Here is a 17,402-nt window from a genome sequence, read left to right on the forward strand (position 1 = left end):
TTCGGCAGCGGCTGCGGCGTCCAGCTCGCGCGGTCCTCAACGAGCTCCTCGGAGGCGTCGTCCGCCTCCTCCACGTCGAGCTCGGCCTCGAAGACCTCCGCGCGGCGCCGCTCGGCCGTGACGGCGGTCGTCGCGACCGCGGCCGGAGCGGCGGCCCGGCACCGGCCGGGCGCCAGCACGATCAGCGTGCCGAGCCCCGCGGCCAGCAGGAGCAGCCCGACCAGCGGCACCGCCCCCGTGCCGCCGAACGGCAGCATCACGAGGCCGACCAGCGCGCCGAGCAGTCCGACCAGCACCGTCAGCGCCGCGCCCTGGCGCCAGCGCAGGGCAGAGCGCCTCGTGCTCCGCCGCGCGCCCGCTGTCGCCCGTCGCAGCGCCTCGCGCGCTGCCTTCTCCGCCTGTGCCAGCTCCATCGCCTGTGCCTTCTCTTCGGCTCGTCGTCGTGTCTCGGTCACCCGGAGACGGCGTTGCTGGAGCGCGACCTCACGGGCCGTCGCCTCCGCTCGCACGTGCTCGGGTACTTCTGCCGTCTCGGCGAGGATCCGCAGAGTCTGCTGGAGCCTCACCGCATTGCGCTCGGTCGCGTTGTACGACCGCCGGCGCATCCACGTGGGAATCAGGTAGGCGACCCAGAGGACGGCGGCGAGCGCCCAGACGACGCCTCCGCCCAACCAGTCGCTACTCATGCGACCAACGCTAGGAGCACAGGGCGCTCCCGGCCGTCATTACGGGTAGGTGTGTCCGTACGGATCGCGGAGGAGCCGGCCGCCCGCGGGAGGGAGACCGGCACCGTCGGGGGGACCGGAGAGACCGGAGCGGTGGGAGGCGCGGACGTCGGCGTCGCTCGGCACGCCCACATCGTGCGGCACCTGGCCGTCGAGGAAGCGCCGCAGGACGCCGCGCGGCACCTCCTCCGCCACGAGTGCGAAGCAGAAGTGGTCGCGCCAGTCGCCGTTGATGTGGATGAAGCGGCGGCGCAACCCCTCGTAGCGGAAGCCGAGCTTCTCGACCACGCGCAGGCTCGGGCGGTTCTCGGGGCGGATGCAGATCTCGATGCGGTGCAGGCCGAGATCGAGGAAGGCGTGATCGGTGGCGAGGGCGACAGCGATGGGGGTGATGGCGCGCCCGGCGAAGCGCTCGGCCACCCAGTAGCCGATCGAGCCGGAGGAGAGCGAGCCGTAGCCGATGTTCGAGATGTTGAGCTGTCCGGCGAGCTCGCCGTCCCAGTCGATGAGGAACGGGACTCCCCCGCCGGCCCGCGCGTTCTGCTGGAGCGAGCGGATGCTCGCGCGGACGTCGAAGGCGGCTCCGCCGCGCGGATCGGAGGCCTCCCACTGGCGCAGCCACGCGCGATTGGCGATCAGCTCTCGCTCGAGCGGTCGCGCATCGCGGACCCGGATCGGGCGGACGGTGACACGACCCTCAGTCAGCGTCGGGATCGGCAACGGCATGATGCGACCCTACTGCTCCGCGCCGACCCGGGAGAGGGCTGGACGGTCGCGCTGGTCTGCGGCAGCGACGAACGGGCGAACGGCCGGGACGTCCACCGTGGCGGAGCGTCCCGGCCGTTCCCGGAGGCGTCGTGGTGCGGCGTCAGAGACCGGCGACGAAGTCCTTCAGCCAGGGCTTGAGGTCAACCCCGAGGTCCTCGCGGTCGGAGGCGAGCTGCACGATCGCCTTGATGTAGTCGAGCTTGTCACCCGTGTCGTAGCGGCGACCGCGGAACACGACGCCGTAGACGCCACCGAACTCGGCCGGGTCCTGCGCCATCCGCTCGAGCGCGTCGGTCAGCTGGATCTCGCCGCCCTTGCCGGGCGCCGTGTTCTCGAGCACGCCGAAGACATCGGGCTTGAGCACGTAGCGGCCGATGATCGCCAGGTTCGAGGGGGCGTCCTCCTTCGAGGGCTTCTCGACGAGTCCGGTGATGCGCACCACGTCGTCCTCGTCGGTCGTCTCGACTGCGGCACAGCCGTAGAGGTGGATCTGGTCGGGGTCCACCTCGAGCAGTGCGACCACCGTGGTGTCGCGGTTCTCGGCGACCTCGATCATGCGGGAGAGGAGGGGATCGCGGGCGTCGATGAGATCGTCGCCGAGGAGGACGGCGAAGGGCTCGTCGCCGATGTGGCGCTGGGCACGCGAGACGGCGTGGCCGAGGCCCTTCGGCTCCCCCTGCCGGACGAAGTGGACGTCCGCGAGATCGCTCGCGTACTTGACGTGTTCGAGCTTCTTGTCGTCCTTCTTCTTGGAGAGGTTGTGCTCGAGCTCGGGGACCGAGTCGAAGTGGTTGGCCAGCGCGTTCTTGTTGCGCCCGATGATGACGAGCACGTCCTGGAGCCCGGCGTCGGCCGCCTCCTCGACGACGTACTGGATGGCCGGCTTGTCGACGACCGGCAGCATCTCCTTGGGGATGGCCTTGGTCGCCGGCAGGAAGCGGGTGCCGAGACCGGCGGCGGGGATGACGGCTTTGCGGATTCGAGTGCCCATGGGGCGTCATCCTAGCGGCGGCGGGAGTCGCCGGAGTTTCGCGCCACTGAGGGCGGCGGACGGCGCCGGGCCCCCTCCCGGGGTGCCTGCGCAGGAGTCTCCCTCACAGCGGCAGGCGGGAGCCGCGCGACCCCCGGATCTAGACTGAGCGCATGCCAGCCGACATCACGCACGAGAAGCGGGCGCTGCGCGCCGAGCTGCGCGAGCGCCGCCGTACGCAGACCTCGACAGTCCGAGAGCAGGCGTCGGAGCAGATCACCACCCACCTGATCGAGCTGGCCACGCGGGTCGGCGCCCGCTCGATCGCCTGTTACCTCTCGGCACCTGACGAACCGAGCACCCGTCCCTTCCTCGGCTGGGCCGAGAGCACCGGCCTGCGGGTCCTCTTCCCCATCTCGCGTCATGACGGTCTGCTCGATTGGGCGGTGGGCGACGGGCACACCGAGACCCAGGGGCTCTTCGGGATGCCGGAGCCGGTCGGGCAGCTGCTCGGCCCCATCGCGATCAACGACGTCGACCTCATCGTCGTTCCGGCCGCCACCGTCGACCGTCGGGGCATGCGCATGGGCTGGGGCCGCGGCTACTTCGACAAGACCCTCGGCTCGATGGAGAAGCGCCCTCCGGTCTACGCCGTCGTCTTCGACAGCGAGTTCGTCGACCGGGTCCCCAGCGAGATCCACGACCAGGCCGTCGACGGAGTCGTGACCCCTTCCGGCGTCGTCGACCTCCGCGGCTGACGCCTCCCCCTCCACTACCCGCTCTCGAGGAGCTCCTGTGCCCACCTACTCCTACCGCTGCACGCAGTGCGGCAACGCCTTCGACATCCAGCAGAAGTTCACGGACGACAGCCTCACGGAGTGCCCCAGCTGCCGAGGGGCGTTGCGCAAGGTCTTCAGTGCTGTCGGAGTGACCTTCAACGGCTCCGGCTTCTACCGCACGGACTCTCGCGCGTCGGGCGCGAGCGACTCGTCGAGCGGAGGGTCGGAGGCACCCGCAGCGACCGGCACGTCGGCGGGCGGGTCCGGAGCGTCGTCGGGTTCGTCATCGTCGGGCTCGAGCTCGTCGGGCTCGAGCTCGTCGGGCTCGAGCTCGTCGGGCTCGGGCTCAACATCTTCGGGCTCGTCATCGTCGTCCTCGGGCTCGTCCTCCTCCGGCTCGTCCTCCACGAGCTGACCCAGCCTCCGACCGCGCGGCAGCCGCCCGCCGAGAGAAACGGAACAGACCATGATCAACGGCTTCAAGGAGTTCATCCTCCGCGGCAACGTCATCGACCTGGCTGTGGCGGTCGTCATCGGCGCCGCGTTCACCACGATCGTCAACGCGCTGGTGACCGGGATCTTCAACCCGGTGATCGGCCTGCTCTTCGACGCCTCCTCGCTCGACAGCCTCACCTGGGAGATTCGGGCGGCGGGCAACGGCCAGGACGCGTCCGTGATCGCCTGGGGCAGTGTCGTCTCTGCGCTGATCCAGTTCCTCATCGTCGCATTCGTGCTCTACTTCGCGTTCGTCCTGCCGATCAACCACCTCAAGGACGCCGCCTTCGCCACGAAGGCCGCCGGCGCTCCCACCGAGGACAGGGCGCCCACCGAGCTGGAGCTGCTCGCCGACATCCGCGACCTGCTCACCGAGCGCGGTGCCGGGGGGCGGCGCGCACTCCGGACGGCACTCGGACTGAGCCTGCCGCGTCGGGGCGCATCGGACCCACCGAGGCGGGTGAGGGGACGACGGGACACACGTCAATAGTGCGGCGGGACGTCCTGGCGCAGCCGAGCATCGTTGGGGCCCGTGTCCGGGCGGGTGAGCGGCGCCTCCGGATCGGGCACGGGCGCATCGTGCGGCGACGGGTCGGTGCCCGGCTTCGCCGGCAGGCTGGCACGCCGACCGCCACGGGTGCGCCGCAGCGGCCTGTCCGCGCCGGCCGGCGTGTCGGAGCAGGCCGCGGTCACTCGCGCGGCAGCGGCTCGACGGGCTGGGTCTCGGCCGAGGTCGCCGCAGCGGCGGGCGCAGTCGGAGCCGCGTCCCCCTCGGCGGATGCCTCGTCACCGGAGGCGCCGATCAGCCCGGCCACCCGCGCGGCGACCGCCTCGGGGTCGGCGAACAGCTCGAAGTTGTGCACGCGGAGGTAGTGCCAGCCGAGACGGCGCAGCAGCTCGGGACGCAGGCGCAGCGAGACGCGCAGGCTCTGCGTGCTGACATCGCGGTCGGTCTCGACCACGACGGCGCGAGTTCCGTGCGCGGCGACCAGGGCCAGCTTGCCCTTGTGCCCGACGTTCACCCGCAGCCCGCGACGCTCCAGGCGCGCGGCCAGATCGACCAGCATCGGCTCGGAGTAGTCGTCGCGATCGCTGGGCTGCACACGGTCCTCGGCCTCCTGGAGCACCTGCGCCAGGGCGACCATTCCGTACCGCATGCGCGACTCGTCGATGTCGCCCGGGCGGAAGCACGAGACGATGTCCATCGAGCGACGCGCCCGGGTCATGCCGACGGCGAGCAGACGGTCTCCACCCGGCTCGGCGAGAGCACCGAAGTTCGAGAGCAGGCGGCCATGCGGGGTGCGGCCGTAGCCGATCGAGAAGATGACCCGATCGCGGCTCTGCGCCACCGACTGCTCGAGGGTGACGACGGCGAAGGGCTCGGGCCGGTCGCCGAGGATGAAGTCGCTGAGGTCGGTGCGCTTGGCGAACGCGGTGAGCACGGCCTGCTGCACCCGCACGGCGTGGCGCGGGCTCGCGGTGATGACCATCAGCGACTCCCGAGGCCGGATGACGGCGTGCTCAAGCACCAGCTCGACCACCTTCGCGACCTCGGCGTCGACGGACTCCACAGCTCCTGAGTCGTTCTCCGGCATGCCGTGCCCACTCGCGATGTAGTGGAAGCGGAGCGAGTCGTGCCCGAGGAACGAGCCCGCCCACGGCAGCGAGTCGATGCGTCCGCCGTAGAAGCGCCGGTTGACGAGCTCGGCGAGATCCTCGCCGCCGGCGCGGTAGCTGCGGGTGAGCGTGACCGTGTTGAGCAGCTCGCCCAGGCGCGCCAGCGCGGACTGCGCGTGCAGCGCCTCCACATCGGTGCGCGAGGCGGTGGAGCCGAACTCGGGCGTCTCGTCGACGCGAAGGGCGAACGGAGTGGGCGTCTGCGTCACCGGGTCGCCGAACGCGACCACCTGCTTGGCGCGTCGGATCGCTCCGACGTTCTCGGCGAGCGTGGTGGCGCCGGCGTCGACGAGGAAGACGGCGTCGAAGGTGGTCTCGGTGCCGATCCGGTGCACCTCGTAGGGCGAGACGAGCCAGGCAGGAGCGAGCACGCGCGAGAGGTGCGGCGCCGCCTTCTGCAGCTCCTGCGGAGTCGTCGCCGACTCCGTGCGCAGCAGCGCCCGCAGCGCATCGCGCTCGTGCTGCCAGTCGACGAGCCCGATCTTCCAGGTCTCGGAGAGCTTCCAGGCCAGGAGCTCGGCGCTGGAGGCGGCGTGCGCCTCGTCGACGAGCTTGAAGTCGGCCTCGAGGCGGTCGAGCACGCCCGTGTTGCCGCCGAGGAGCGCGCGCTCGTCGGCCAGCATGATCTCGAGCGCCGAGCGCCACCAGGCGAGATCGAGCTCGCCGGCAACCAGCTCGGGCGGGACGTGGCGACGCGAGAGGTCCGAGAGCAGCGGATCCAGGCCCCAGTCACGCAGCGTCGCCAGCAGGGTGGTGCGCTCCTGGAGGTTGGCCAGGACCTCGCTGTCCTCGGCGAGACCCGAGATCATCGACGCCAGCTCGGCGAGCGGGAGGGAGGCGAGCTGCACATTCGTGCCGCGGCGTCCGAGCGGCTCGTCGAGGCGGCCGAGCTGGTCCGAGACCTGCTGGTAGGCGACCTGGACGTCGGCGACGCCGACCGGCACCTCGGGGACGGTACCGGCCACGGCGTAGCGCTGCCAGAGGGTGCGCTGCTGCTGCACACGGCGCAGAGCCGCGTTGAGATCGGTGACGTGCGCTCCGGGCCGCAGGTACTCGCGGGCGAGCTTCTTCAGCCGGCGCCGGTTGGTCGACGACATCTCGGACGCTCGCGGCGGGGTGCCGTGGCCGTGATGAGGTCCTGGATCGAGCGGTCGAACACCGCGGGCTGGAACTTGTCGAGCGTCTCGCGGACGTCGTGGAGCAGCCGAAGGTAGATGCCGAGCTCGGCGACGGACTCGAACGGGCGCATCCGGGTCTGGCCGATGACGTCCTGGCCGCGGTCGAGCAGGCGCGGCAGATCGCGCAGGTGCAGGCGCTTCGCCAGCTCGTGGGCGATCTCGGCGTCGGCGGTCGACTCGAACTGGGCGCCGTACCAGGGCGAGTCGCCCGGGCCGTAGCGGAACTCGCCGAGACGCGCCGACTCGATCAGCATGCGGGTCGCGTCCGGCCGGCTGTGGGCGAGAGCGGTGACCGCTCGGCGGTCGAGCCGTGCGGTGGTGGACGGAGGCGTGCGCAGCTGCGACAGGCGCGCGAGCTCTTCGAGGGCCTGCAGGGCCGAGACGTCGAAGCTCTCGTCTCGACGCGAGAGCGCACCGCGGTAGTCGAGCAGCACCTTCCGCAGACGCAGCAGGGCGTCGTCGATCTCGCTCACCGAGGGGCGCGACGCCTTCTCGTTGCGGCCGATCGACTGGATGAGGTCGCGGCGGAGCGTGCGCGGGCCGACGGCGACGCCGCCCAGGCCGGCCGAGAGCAGGCGCTGGTGGATGCTGTCGAGGCTCGACCGGCGCGCGCTCACCACGAGCACACGCTTGTGCTGGGCGGCCAGGGCGCCGATCGCGTTGACGATCGTCTGGGTGCCGCCGGTGCCGGGGAGCGTCTTCACGACGAGCGAGTTGCCGGCCGCGATGTTCGCGATCACCTGCTCCTGCTCGGCGTCGGCGTCGAGGAGGAGATTGTCGGTCGCCGGCGGACGCTCGTCCTGCGGGATGATCGACGCCACCTTCTGCGACTGCTGCAGCGCACGCTTGGCGGCCGGGTTTCCGGCGACCGCGTCGAGCACCGGGTGCTCGAGCATCCGGGCGTCGCGGAGCATGTCTCCGGCGACGTCGGCGAAGCTCGAGACCACGAGGCGGGGGTGGACGGCGAACCAGGGCAGGTGGGAGGTGAGACCGCGGAGCTGGTCGATGACCGGCTGCGGTTTGAAGACTCCGTTCTGCACCGCCAGCGCGACGAACTGCTCGGGGTCGATCGTGATGCCGAACTGCTGCTTGAGCGCGCGCCCCAGCTGCGGGTTGAAGTAGGGCTGGCCCTTGAGCTTCAGCTCGAAGTCGCGCCCGTAGCGGCGGATCGCGAGCGGACGCAGCAGCACGGGAGCGGTGAACTCCGTGTCGCCGGCGCGCCACTGGGCGAGCCCGATGGCGAGGTGGACGCCCTCGATGCCGCGGACCGAGCGCAACTCGATGCCCTTGTCGGTGATCGCTCCGGCGGCGCTCTTCGCCGTGCGCAGGGCCAGCTCATCGCGGATGAGGGAGGAGAGCAGGGTGGTCTTGCCCGAGATGAACGGCGGCAGGCCCCCGGGGTGCGTCGTCGAGAGCTCGATCCGGGTGCGAGGGGAGTCGACGAAGTGCACCAGCGGCGAGGGGCCGCCGACTGCGGCGAGCTCGTCGCGCCACGACTGCCACACCGGATCGGCGGCGTTGCCGCCCTGGTAGCCGGCTTCGCCGCTGGTCACCTGAACGGGTGACGTGGAATTCGGGGGGAGCACGTGAGAGGACTCCTGCCCCTGGTCACCGGATTCGGGTGAGGTCTCCACCGGTCCGGCTCCTGGGAAATCGTCGACTCGTTGCACACGGACACCCTAAACCGGGCACCTCCGAAAGGACGTAGCGACGCGGGCGGCGGCGCGCTCGGCGCACCGTCAGGCGGGCCAGGCGGCCAGCGGAGGCACGCTCTCGACGCAGCGGTCGCCGCCGTCCACACGGACCCGGCAGCCTTCGCGGTCGTGTCCCCCGGCGACCGCGACCGCGGTCATCACGAGCTGGGCGTGGTCGCGGGTCAGATGGCCGAAGGCACTGCGCAGATCGACCGGGCGGCCGGTCGCGAGCGAGTGCGCGATGCGCGCGACAGCCTCCTCCGAGAGGTCGAGGGCGCCGGCGTGCTCGGCGAGCACGGCGAAGTCGACCGACAGCGCGGACTCGGGGCCCGAGACCCAAGGGCTCTCGACACGGAGGCAGCCGGCCTGGGCGAGGAGCTGCTCGGCGACCCGCCGACCGTGGCCGTTCATGCCCGCTCGGCGCGACGGCCGGAGACGCGGACCGCGACCGAGACGACGGAGGCGAGCAGGCAGACCACTCCGGCCACCAGCGGCGCGAGCCAGCCCAGGATGCTGGCGTCGTCGACATCGGGGCCGAAGTACTGCCAGTGCGTGACCGCGAAGACGAAGAGCGAGAAGAAGCAGAGGGCGACTCCCGTGAGCGCCGAGACGAGGTCGGCCGGACGGACGAGGGGCTCCGGTCGGGCCTCGGCGGCGGCAGCGCCCGGGTCCGGGCTCGGGTCGGCGGCGGCGGCCTGTTCGAGGGTGCCCGTGGCGGGGTGCTGCGTCATGGCTCCGATCGAACCAGGCGCGGACCGTGGCGGCATCCACCTCTGGCATGACGTCGCGCGCCGAGCGGATGGTGGCGCGTCGGCCGACGGGTCAGACCGAGGCGGCGGACCGGCGACCGAGCGAGGACTGGAAGCGGAGCAGGTAGCCGTCCGGATCGGCGACGACGAGCTGCCGGACGCCGACCTCCTCCTCGCCGACCCGGTACCAGCGGGTTTCTAGCGGCGAGAAGAGGGCGACGCCCGCCTCGGCGAGCGCCGCCGCCACGCGGGCGGCGTCCTCGACGCTCAGCTGCAGGTTCATCCCCCGTCCGAGCGGCGGCTCGAGCGGAGCGGCGATCCAGTTGCGGCCGAGGCCCGCCTGCTCGAGCATCACGTGCGCGCTGCCGAGAACGAGGAAGGCGAAGCCTCCTCCGGCCGGGAGTAGCGGATCCGGAACCCGCCCGGCCCGCACCAGAACGCGAGGCTGCGGCCGAGGTCGGTGACGAGGAGCTCGGGGACGAGAGCGGGATCGGCCCCCGGCACGTTCACGCCTCCGCCCGCGGGGTGCGCCCGGGGAGGAGCAGCAGGCCGGAGACTCCGACGATGATGAGCAGGATCGCGGCGACTGTGACGAAGGAGCTGAGGGCGAGCACCGGCATGATGATCGTCAGCACGCCGGCGATGACGGAGGCGATGCCCGCCGCGATCGGCAGCCAGGCCGGCCCCGAGAGGGTGCGACCGCTCGCGATGCTCGAGACGCCGTCGAGGATCCAGCCCAGGCCGATCACGAGACCGAGCACCGTCAGCGACTGGAACGGGTTGGACAGGCACAGGATGCCGGCGACCAGGATCAGCACGCCCAGCAGCCCGGCGAGCCAGCGCACGCGCGCCTCGAGGCGGGAGGCGGTGAAGGCGAGCAGGAGTCGGAACACGCCGGCCGCGATCAGGTGGACGCCGAAGACGATCGCAATCGTCAGCAGCGTCGGACCCGGGATGAGGACGGCGATCACTCCGAGCGTGATCGCGATCAGAGAGACTCCGAGGATCCAGCTCCGCTCGACGGCGGTGCGGGAGAGGGCGGGGGCGGCGGTGTCGGACATACGGTTCCTTCGCGTCGGGGGCGGACCCCTCGAACGCTAGGGCATCGGTGCCCGTGCCGCCGACGCCGCTCCCGGCTCGGCGTCGCCGGGCGGGCGTCAGCTTTCGGCGTCGAGGGCGCCGGCCCGGGCGACTCCTCCGTACCAGTGCGCGCTCGGCTTCGGCGTGCGCTCGAACGTCTCGCGGTCCCAGGAGATCAAGCCGAAGGTCGGGCGGAACCCGCTCGCCCACTCGTAGTTGTCGAGCAGGCTCCAGTGCTGGTAGCCACGCACGTCGATCCCCTCCTCGAGGCAGGCGTGCACGCCCTCCAGAGCGCTGCGGGTGTAGTCGATGCGGCGGGAGTCGTCCGCGGTCGCGATTCCGTTCTCGGTCACCATCACCGGCACTCCGCCCGTGAGCTCCCACGCGCTGCGGATGCCGTCGGCGGCGGCGGGCGGGTAGTACTCCCAGCCGGTGAGCGTGGTCTCGACACCCTCGGCCACAGGGCGCGGCCCCTCCGGACCGATGAAGGTGCGGGTGTAGGCCTGCACACCCACGAAGTCGTCGCCGCGCGCCGCCTCCAGGTACCAGTCGTCGCGCGGGTGGCCGTACTCGCGCAGCATCTCCTCTGCGCCCTCCTCCTCGACGGCGGCGAAGGCCTGCGTCGCCACGGTCCAGCCGGAGAGCACGCCCGGCAGCTGGGCGAGGACGTCGCGGGAGCGGCGGTGCGAGTCGAGCAGGGCGTCGGCGACGGCGAGGTCCGGGTTCGGCAGCCCGTAGGCGACGAGGTTGGCGGCGTCCTCGCCGCCCGCGAGCATCGCCGCGATGTTCGGCTCGTTGATCGTGCAGACGTAGCGCACGCCGTCGGCGACGACCGGCAGCGCAGCCTCGGTGTAGCGCTGGAACAGCTCAGGAGCGTCGGCGGCGCGCCAGAAGCCGTCGCGGGCGAACCAGCGCGGCACCGTGAAATGCATCAGCGTGACGATCGGCTCGAGTCCGAACTCGTGGGCGGTGTCGACCATACGGCGGTAGTGGCCGATCTCGGCCCGGGAGAAGGCACCGCGCTCCGGCTCGATCCGCGCCCACTCGATGCTGAAGCGGTACGAGTTCAGCCCCAGCTCGGCCGCGAGGCGCATGTCGTCGCGGTAGCGGTGATAGCTGTCGGCCGCGTCTGCGCTGGGCTCGACGATGCTCGCGCCAGGACGGTGCTCCTCCTCCCACCAGTTGCTGTTGATGTTGTTGCCCTCGATCTGGTGCGCGGCGGTGGCGGCGCCCCAGAGGAAGCCGTCGGGGAAGGTCAGCACAGTGCGGCCTCTCAGTCGTGGTCGGGTGGGTCGGGAGGAGGCGGGGCGGCGCCGGTCAGGCGCGCGCCCGCTCCGGGTTCGGCACGGCGTCCAGCAGGGCGATCGTGTACTCGTCCTGCGGGTGCCGCAGCACCTCGGCGGTGACTCCGCGCTCGACGATGCGACCGCGGTTGAGCACGATCACCTCATCGGTCACGAGTCGGGCCGAGAGCAGGTCGTGGGTGATGTAGAGCAGGCTCAGGCCTCGGGACTCCCGCAGCTCCTCGAGCAGCGCGAGCACGCCTGCGCGGAGCGACACGTCGAGCATCGAGACCGGCTCGTCCGCGATCAGCACCTGCGGCTCCGAGGCGAGCGCCCGAGCGATCACGACGCGCTGGCGCTGCCCGCCCGAGAGCTGGTGGGGCAGCTTCGCCGCGAACTCCTCCTCCGGGGCGAGCCCGACGGTGCGCAGCAGCTCGAGCACGCGCTCGCGGGCCTCGCCCCTCGAGAGCCCGGTGTAGTTCTCCACGGGCCTGGTCAGCGTGTATTCGACGGTGTGCAGCGGATTGAGGGCGGCGTACGGATCCTGGAACACCATCTGCACGTCCTTGCGGAGCGTGCGCAACTGCCTCCCGCGCATCCGGTCGATGCGCTGCTCGCCGAGACGAAGCTCGCCGGACGTCGGCTTCTCGACGCCGGTGATCAGCTTCGCGAGGGTCGACTTGCCGCTCCCCGAGGCGCCCACGAGGGCGAGCGAGCGCCCGGCGGGGAGCTCGAACGAGACGTCGTCGACGGCGACCACCTCCGGCTCGCCGCGTCGCGGACCGGGGTAGCGTTTCGAGACCGACTCGACGTGCAGCGCCGTCACCGCGGAGGCGTCGACCGGGCTGCCCGCAGGCCGCGCCGCGCGCTCGCGCAGTCCGGGGAGCTCGATCACCTCGGCACGCGGATCGGCGTAGTGCGAGAGCAGCATGCGGGTGTACTCGGCCGAGGGGCGCTGGAGGACGTCGAGCGAGGGAGCGTCCTCGACGATCCGGCCGTCGTGCATGACGAGCACGCGGTCGGTCGCCTCGAGGACGACGCCCAGATCGTGTGAGATCAGGACGGCGGTGAAGCGCTCCGCCCGCTGGAGCTCGATGATCGTGTCCATCACCGCGTGCTGCACGAGCACGTCGAGTGCGGTCGTGGGCTCGTCGAAGACCATCAGCCGGGGCTCGAGCGAGAGGGCCAGTGCGATCGAGACCCGCTGCCGCATCCCTCCGGAGAGCTCGCCCGGATAACGGTCGAGCACCGACTCGGGCAGCTGCACCCTGCCGACCAGCTCGCGCGAGCGCGCCTCCCACCGCGACGGCTCGACGTGGCGATGAGCCCGGTAGATGTCGACGAAGTGGTGGCGCACCGAGCGGACGGGGTTCAGCGCGTTCATCCCGGACTGCAGCACCATCGCGAAGCCGCCCTGACGCTGCGCGCGCAGCTGCTCCGGGGCGAGGGCTCCCACGTCGGTGCCGTCGAAGAGGATCCGCCCGCCCACGAGCCGCGCCGGCGGCTTGGCCAGCCGGGTGAGCGCGAAGCCGAGTGTCGACTTGCCCGAGCCGGACTCGCCGACGAGGCCGACGAATTCACCCTCCGCGAGCTCGATGCTCACGTCGCGCACGGCGCGGGTGGCGCCCTCACCCTCGCCGTAGTCGATCGAGACGTGCTCGACGCGGAGGATCGGGCCGGCGGCGGCGCTCATCGCGACGCTCCTTCCTTGAGGCGCGGATTCGAGATGCCGTCGACCCCGAACGTGATCAGGGTCAGCGAGGTGGCGAGCAGGGCGATGCACAGGCCAGGTGCGAACAGCAGGATCCACTGCCCGGTGAGCAGGGCGTTCGAGTTCTGCGACCAGAAGAGCATGGTGCCCCAGCTGACGGTGGTGGTGTCGCCGAGGCCGAGGAACTCCAGGCCCGCCTCAGCGAGGATCGCTGCGGTCGCCGCTCCGAAGAAGGTGCCGACGATCAACGACGTCATGTTCGGCAGGATCTCGCGGAACACGATCCGGAACGGGCTCTCGCCGCTGAACTGCGCCGCCGTGACGAAGTCGCGCGAGCGGAGGGACTGGGTCTGCGAGCGTAGGACGCGAGCGCCCCACGCCCACCCGGTGATCACGACCACCGCGATGATCATCCCGATGCCGCCTCCGGAGAGGTAGGCAGCAATGACGATCATCAGCGGCAGGCTCGGGATGACGAGGAAGAGGTTGACGACGAAGCCGACGACGTCGGCGCCCGGGCCGCGGGCGTAACCCCAGGAGAGCCCGATGAGGACGGCGACGAGGGTCGAGAGTGCGCCGGCGACGAGTCCGACCGTGACGCTGGTCTGGGCGCCGACGAGGAGCTGGCTGAGCACGTCCTCCCCCGCGGCGGTCGTGCCGAGCCAGTGCGCCGTGCTCGCGTCGGCGCTGCGCTCGAAGCTGTTGTCGGTGGCGGAGTAGGGGGCGAGGAGCGGAGCGGCGACGGCGACGAGGATGAACAGGCCCAGCAGGACCAGGCCCACGCGGGCCCGGGAGTCGGACCAGACGGTCGCGGCCGTCCGCCCCACGACCCGCCAGGAGCCGGGAGCGGCGGCCACGGGGCCGGACGATCGCTGGGTGTGCACCGAGACGGTGTCGGACATGGTGCCTCCTACTTCCTGGTCCGCGGGTCGAGGACCCCGTAGAGGACGTCGACGAGCGCGTTCGCCACGAGGACGCTCACGGTGATCATCAGGAACAGCGCCTGCATCAGCGGGTAGTCCTGATTGGTGACGGCGTTGTAGAGCAGGTAGCCGACGCCCGGGTAGCCGTAGACCTGCTCCACGAGGACCGAGCCGCCGACCACTCCGCCCAGCGCCAGACCGAAGGAGGTGATGCTGGGCAGGACGGCGTTCCGCGCGGCGTAGCGCAGCGCCACCGTGCGGGCGCGCAGCCCGTTCGCCTCGGCGAAGGTGACGTAGTCGTCGCCGAGGGTCGAGATCATCGTGTTGCGCATGCCGAGGATCCAGCCGCCGAGCCCGGTGATCAGGAGGGTGAGCGCGGGCAGCGCCGCGTGGAAGAGGGCGTCGACGACGAACTCGCCGGTCGGAGCCGGGACGAGCGTCGGACCGTACGCCCCGGAGGTCGGGAACCAGCGGAAGACGTAGCCCGCGAAGAAGAGCAGCAGCAGGCCCGTCCAGAAGTACGGGAACGCGCTGAGGAACGAGCCGCCCAGAGTGGGCAGCGCGTCGAGCCAGGTGCCGCGCTTCCACGCCGCGAGGACGCCGATGAGTGTGCCGATCACGAAGCGACGACCGTCACGACCCCGACGAGCACGAGCGTGTACGGCAGGGCGGTCCACACCAGTTCCGCGACAGTCTGCGGGGAGAACGTGTACGAGACGCCGAAGTCGAGGGTGACGATCTGGCCCAGGTAGGCGAGGTACTGCTCGACAAGGTTGCCGCCCGGAGCACCGAGCTGAGCCTCGATCGCGGCGCGGGTCGCCTCCGTCACTGGCCCGTTCTGCGCGAGCTTGGCGAGCGCGGCGTCGGTCGGGCTCCCCGGCATCAGGCGGGGCAGGAGGAAGTTCACCGTCGCCGCGGCCCAGAGCGTGAGCACGAAAAGGCCGAGCCGGGTGAGCAGGTAGCGGGCGGTGCCCCGGCCGACGGGGCGGTCGTCGCGGGCGGCCGCGGCCGCCTGCGGGGAGGCCAGTGGTGCGGTGCTCGTCATCGAGCGCCCCCTGTCGTTCTCGTGAGGGTGGGAGGGGTGCAGCGGCTCATCCGGACACCTTCTCCAGGTGCGTGAGGATGAGCAGCGGGGTCGAATCGTAGGTCTTCGGCGACGCGTACGGATCCTCGGCGCTGGGCCAACCGGTGAACTTCGCATCGCTGAACAGGCCCCAGGAGCCGCCGTAGTACATCGCGATCACCGGCACCTGGTCGTAGACCACGCGCTGCAGCTCGTAGCCGAGCTCACGCTGCTGCTCCGGATCGATGGTGGTCTTGAGCTCGGCGAGCAGCGCGTCGACCGCCGGGTCGCTGAAGCGCTGGTAGTTCCCGGTGGTCTGGGTGCCGATCGGCTGGAGGAAGTCGCTCGAGAGCACCGTGGCGAAGTCTCGGTAGAGGTCGCCGGTGCCGCCGATGCCTCCCATCGCCATGTCGAACTCGCCGTTGGCCAGCGAGGACTGGTAGGCGGCGGGCTGCGGAGCCGAGATGGTGACGTCGATGCCGATCGCGCCCCACTGTTTCTGCACCTCCTGCACCGCGCGGAGCCAATCGGTGTAGCCGTTCGCCGTCGTGATGGTGAAGGAGAGCTGCGCACCGTCGGGGCCGACGAGACGGCCGTCCTGCTGCGTGTAGCCGGCCTCGGCGAAGAGGGCCAGGGCGCCCTGGGTGTCCTGAGCGACGCGGCCGCTGTCGGGCAGGCCCGGGTCGAGCCGGTCCTCCTGGTTGGGCAGCAGAATGTTCGTCTGCCCGGCTGCCTGCATGTAGCCCTCGGTCGCGAGGCTCGCGATGCGGTCGCGGTCCAGCGACTCCGAGAGCGCCGTGCGCACGCGCAGGTCGGTGAACGGCGCCCGAGTGAGGTTCGGGAAGAGCGTGATCGTGCCTCCCGGCGGGAACCAGTAGGTGTTCTCGTTGCCGGCCGCGACCCACGAGCCCTCGACGTCGGAGAGATAGGAGTAGCCCCAGTCGTAGCCCTTGGTGGCGATGTCGAGCTGGGTGTTCTTCGCCGGGAGCACCAGGTGCTCGGCGGCGACCGTGTCCGCCTGCCAGTAGTCGTGGTTCTTGTCGAGCGAGTACTGCTGCGGAGCGAACGCGCCGAGCGTGTAGGGCCCGGTGCCGACCGGGTCCGGATCGCGGTAGGTCGCCGGGTCCTCGATTCCGGACCAGATGTGCTCGGGGACCATCAGGGTCACTCCGATGATGCTCGCGGCGGGCACGTCGTCGGTGAGCAGGTGCACGGTGACCGTGGAGCCCGCGGTCTCGATCGAGTCGATGTGCGTCCACACGCCGTTGAGATCGAGCTCCGGATGCTGCTTGAGCAGATCGAAGGTGAAGGCGACGTCGTCGGCCGTGAACGGCTGTCCGTCCGACCAGGTGACGCCCTCGCGGAGAGTGAACTGCACGGTCCGCGCATCCGGGAGCGTCACGTCGCTGGCGAGCCAGGGGTGCTCGACCCCGGTGAGGTTGTCGAGGATCACGAGAGGTTCGTAGACGTAGAACGCGCCGACGCGCTTGTTGACGAAGTAGGGGTTGAAGGCGCGGTCGAACAGCGGCGAGCCGTTGTCGGCCGCGATCAGCATGGTGTCGTCCGGGATCGAGGGATCGGGGGCGCTGCGGATCTGGATGCTGCACGCGCTCGTGGCGACGAGGGCGAGGGCGGCGAGAGCTGCGGCGGCGAGCGCGCGCAGGCGTCGGGTGGGTCTGGTGTTCAGCGTCATTGCTCGGTTCCGGCTCGCTTCCGGGCCGCCTCGGCGGGGCCCGCTCCGAATGTATGCGCATACATCGCGGAGCGCAAGGGGCGAGCGCGTGACCGGAGTCCGAGGGACGAGCGCCGGAGCCTAGCGCAGCCGCGTCAGAGAGTGGACTCGCGCAGGAGCACCTCGACGGGCAGGATCAGCGAGCGCGCGGGACGGGACGGGTCGGCGAGGCGCTCGACGAGGGTCGACACCGCGATCCGCCCGAGCTCGTGCATCGGCTGGTGCACTGTGGTCAGCCGTGGCCGCGCGAGCCGACCGGCCTCGATCCCGTCGAAGCCGGTCACCTGGACCCGCGCGGGGACGTCGATCCCCGCCTCCGCGAGCCCGTCGAGCACTCCGAGCGCCATCTGGTCGTTCGCGCAGACGATCGCGTCGGGCAGCCCGGCCGCGAGCAGCCGCTCCACCGCCGCCCGCCCGGAGGCGCGGGTGAAGTCCCCGCACTCCTCCCGCACTGCAGGAGCCTCTCCCCCGCTCTCGTGCAGAGCTGCGCGGAAACCGGCCCGGCGGTCGGCGGCGTCCGGCGCCTCCGCCCGGCCGTCGACGTACGCGAGCGACGGCGGGCGGCTCTCCAGCAC

At 71.3% G+C, this 17,402-nt stretch carries 15 protein-coding genes and 4 pseudogenes; 3 read left to right on the top strand and 16 right to left on the bottom strand.

What is annotated here, in order from left to right; translation table 11 throughout:
* From ACH61_RS08985 to galU, 3 genes and pseudogenes are all read right to left on the bottom strand, one after another.
* Positions 1-686 (bottom strand): annotated as a pseudogene (locus ACH61_RS08985) (hypothetical protein); the annotation flags it as partial.
* Positions 687-725: 39 nt separating this feature from the next.
* Positions 726-1,451, bottom strand: coding sequence for a GNAT family N-acetyltransferase (locus ACH61_RS08990; RefSeq protein WP_082845150.1), 726 nt, complete (start codon positions 1,449-1,451; stop codon positions 726-728).
* A 142-nt stretch (positions 1,452-1,593) separates the two neighbouring features.
* Positions 1,594-2,484, bottom strand: coding sequence for a UTP--glucose-1-phosphate uridylyltransferase GalU (gene galU, locus ACH61_RS08995; protein ID WP_068211311.1), 891 nt, complete (start codon positions 2,482-2,484; stop codon positions 1,594-1,596).
* A 152-nt stretch (positions 2,485-2,636) separates the two neighbouring features.
* On the opposite strand from galU, the gene ACH61_RS09000 reads away from it, so the two are divergent.
* Positions 2,637-3,221: a 5-formyltetrahydrofolate cyclo-ligase gene (locus ACH61_RS09000; RefSeq protein WP_068211313.1), complete on the top strand. Its 585-nt coding sequence runs from the start codon at positions 2,637-2,639 to the stop codon at positions 3,219-3,221.
* A gap of 37 nt (positions 3,222-3,258) precedes the next feature.
* Positions 3,259-3,399: pseudogene (locus ACH61_RS19325) on the top strand (FmdB family zinc ribbon protein); the annotation flags it as partial.
* Positions 3,400-3,413: 14 nt separating this feature from the next.
* Here ACH61_RS19325 and ACH61_RS19330 read toward each other — a convergent pair.
* Complete coding sequence (locus ACH61_RS19330; RefSeq protein ID WP_413784029.1) at positions 3,414-3,725, bottom strand: hypothetical protein; 312 nt, start codon at positions 3,723-3,725, stop codon at positions 3,414-3,416.
* Here ACH61_RS19330 and mscL point away from each other — a divergent pair.
* Positions 3,709-4,227 (top strand): large conductance mechanosensitive channel protein MscL, encoded by a 519-nt coding sequence (gene mscL, locus ACH61_RS09010; RefSeq protein ID WP_068211319.1) that lies wholly within the window; start codon positions 3,709-3,711, stop codon positions 4,225-4,227. The genes ACH61_RS19330 and mscL overlap by 17 nt on opposite strands.
* A 199-nt stretch (positions 4,228-4,426) precedes the next feature.
* On the opposite strand, the pseudogene ACH61_RS16305 reads toward mscL, so the two are convergent.
* From ACH61_RS16305 to ACH61_RS09075, 12 genes and pseudogenes are all read right to left on the bottom strand, one after another.
* Positions 4,427-8,226: pseudogene (locus tag ACH61_RS16305) on the bottom strand (DEAD/DEAH box helicase).
* Between the two features lie 105 nt (positions 8,227-8,331).
* Positions 8,332-8,697 carry a hypothetical protein gene (locus ACH61_RS09030; RefSeq protein ID WP_068211330.1) on the bottom strand — a complete coding sequence of 122 codons (366 nt, stop codon included), beginning with the start codon at positions 8,695-8,697 and terminating at the stop codon, positions 8,332-8,334.
* Complete coding sequence (locus ACH61_RS09035; protein ID WP_068211332.1) at positions 8,694-9,017, bottom strand: hypothetical protein; 324 nt, start codon at positions 9,015-9,017, stop codon at positions 8,694-8,696. Before ACH61_RS09035 ends, ACH61_RS09030 begins: the two co-directional genes overlap by 4 nt.
* Positions 9,018-9,108: 91 nt before the next feature.
* Positions 9,109-9,390 (bottom strand): VOC family protein, encoded by a 282-nt coding sequence (locus tag ACH61_RS09040; protein WP_201787592.1) that lies wholly within the window; start codon positions 9,388-9,390, stop codon positions 9,109-9,111.
* Positions 9,387-9,545 carry a VOC family protein gene (locus ACH61_RS17920; RefSeq protein ID WP_201787593.1) on the bottom strand — a complete coding sequence of 53 codons (159 nt, stop codon included), beginning with the start codon at positions 9,543-9,545 and terminating at the stop codon, positions 9,387-9,389. Before ACH61_RS17920 ends, ACH61_RS09040 begins: the two co-directional genes overlap by 4 nt.
* Positions 9,542-10,096 (bottom strand): HdeD family acid-resistance protein, encoded by a 555-nt coding sequence (locus ACH61_RS09045; protein ID WP_068211335.1) that lies wholly within the window; start codon positions 10,094-10,096, stop codon positions 9,542-9,544. Before ACH61_RS09045 ends, ACH61_RS17920 begins: the two co-directional genes overlap by 4 nt.
* Before the next feature lie 96 nt (positions 10,097-10,192).
* Complete coding sequence (locus tag ACH61_RS09050) at positions 10,193-11,377, bottom strand: glycoside hydrolase family 1 protein (RefSeq protein ID WP_068211337.1); 1,185 nt, start codon at positions 11,375-11,377, stop codon at positions 10,193-10,195.
* Between the two features lie 55 nt (positions 11,378-11,432).
* A complete protein-coding gene (locus ACH61_RS09055; RefSeq protein ID WP_068211340.1) occupies positions 11,433-13,091 on the bottom strand; it encodes an ABC transporter ATP-binding protein in 1,659 nt (552 codons plus the stop codon).
* Positions 13,088-14,011: an ABC transporter permease gene (locus ACH61_RS09060; RefSeq protein WP_068211343.1), complete on the bottom strand. Its 924-nt coding sequence runs from the start codon at positions 14,009-14,011 to the stop codon at positions 13,088-13,090. Before ACH61_RS09060 ends, ACH61_RS09055 begins: the two co-directional genes overlap by 4 nt.
* Positions 14,012-14,019: 8 nt before the next feature.
* Positions 14,020-14,990: pseudogene (locus tag ACH61_RS09065) on the bottom strand (ABC transporter permease).
* Between the two features lie 133 nt (positions 14,991-15,123).
* The gene (locus ACH61_RS09070; protein WP_068211346.1) at positions 15,124-16,788 is read right to left on the bottom strand and encodes an ABC transporter substrate-binding protein; all 1,665 of its coding nucleotides are present in this window, start codon (positions 16,786-16,788) and stop codon (positions 15,124-15,126) included.
* 134 nt (positions 16,789-16,922) lie between these two features.
* Positions 16,923-17,402 (bottom strand): LacI family DNA-binding transcriptional regulator (locus ACH61_RS09075; RefSeq protein ID WP_161489646.1); only part of this gene is annotated, 480 nt, incomplete at its 5' end.

This window comes from Rathayibacter tanaceti (assembly GCF_001634385.1).
Classification (GTDB): Bacteria; Actinomycetota; Actinomycetes; order Actinomycetales; family Microbacteriaceae; genus Rathayibacter; species Rathayibacter tanaceti.

Coding starts and splice junctions, on each gene's coding strand:
- ACH61_RS08990 (WP_082845150.1), bottom strand. CDS start 1,451: ATGCCGTTGCCGATCCCGACGCTGACTGAGGGTCGTGTCACCGTCCGC.
- galU (WP_068211311.1), bottom strand. CDS start 2,484: ATGGGCACTCGAATCCGCAAAGCCGTCATCCCCGCCGCCGGTCTCGGC.
- ACH61_RS09000 (WP_068211313.1), top strand. CDS start 2,637: ATGCCAGCCGACATCACGCACGAGAAGCGGGCGCTGCGCGCCGAGCTG.
- mscL (WP_068211319.1), top strand. CDS start 3,709: ATGATCAACGGCTTCAAGGAGTTCATCCTCCGCGGCAACGTCATCGAC.
- ACH61_RS09030 (WP_068211330.1), bottom strand. CDS start 8,697: ATGAACGGCCACGGTCGGCGGGTCGCCGAGCAGCTCCTCGCCCAGGCC.
- ACH61_RS09035 (WP_068211332.1), bottom strand. CDS start 9,017: ATGACGCAGCACCCCGCCACGGGCACCCTCGAACAGGCCGCCGCCGCC.
- ACH61_RS09045 (WP_068211335.1), bottom strand. CDS start 10,096: ATGTCCGACACCGCCGCCCCCGCCCTCTCCCGCACCGCCGTCGAGCGG.
- ACH61_RS09055 (WP_068211340.1), bottom strand. CDS start 13,091: ATGAGCGCCGCCGCCGGCCCGATCCTCCGCGTCGAGCACGTCTCGATC.
- ACH61_RS09060 (WP_068211343.1), bottom strand. CDS start 14,011: ATGTCCGACACCGTCTCGGTGCACACCCAGCGATCGTCCGGCCCCGTG.
- ACH61_RS09070 (WP_068211346.1), bottom strand. CDS start 16,788: ATGACGCTGAACACCAGACCCACCCGACGCCTGCGCGCGCTCGCCGCC.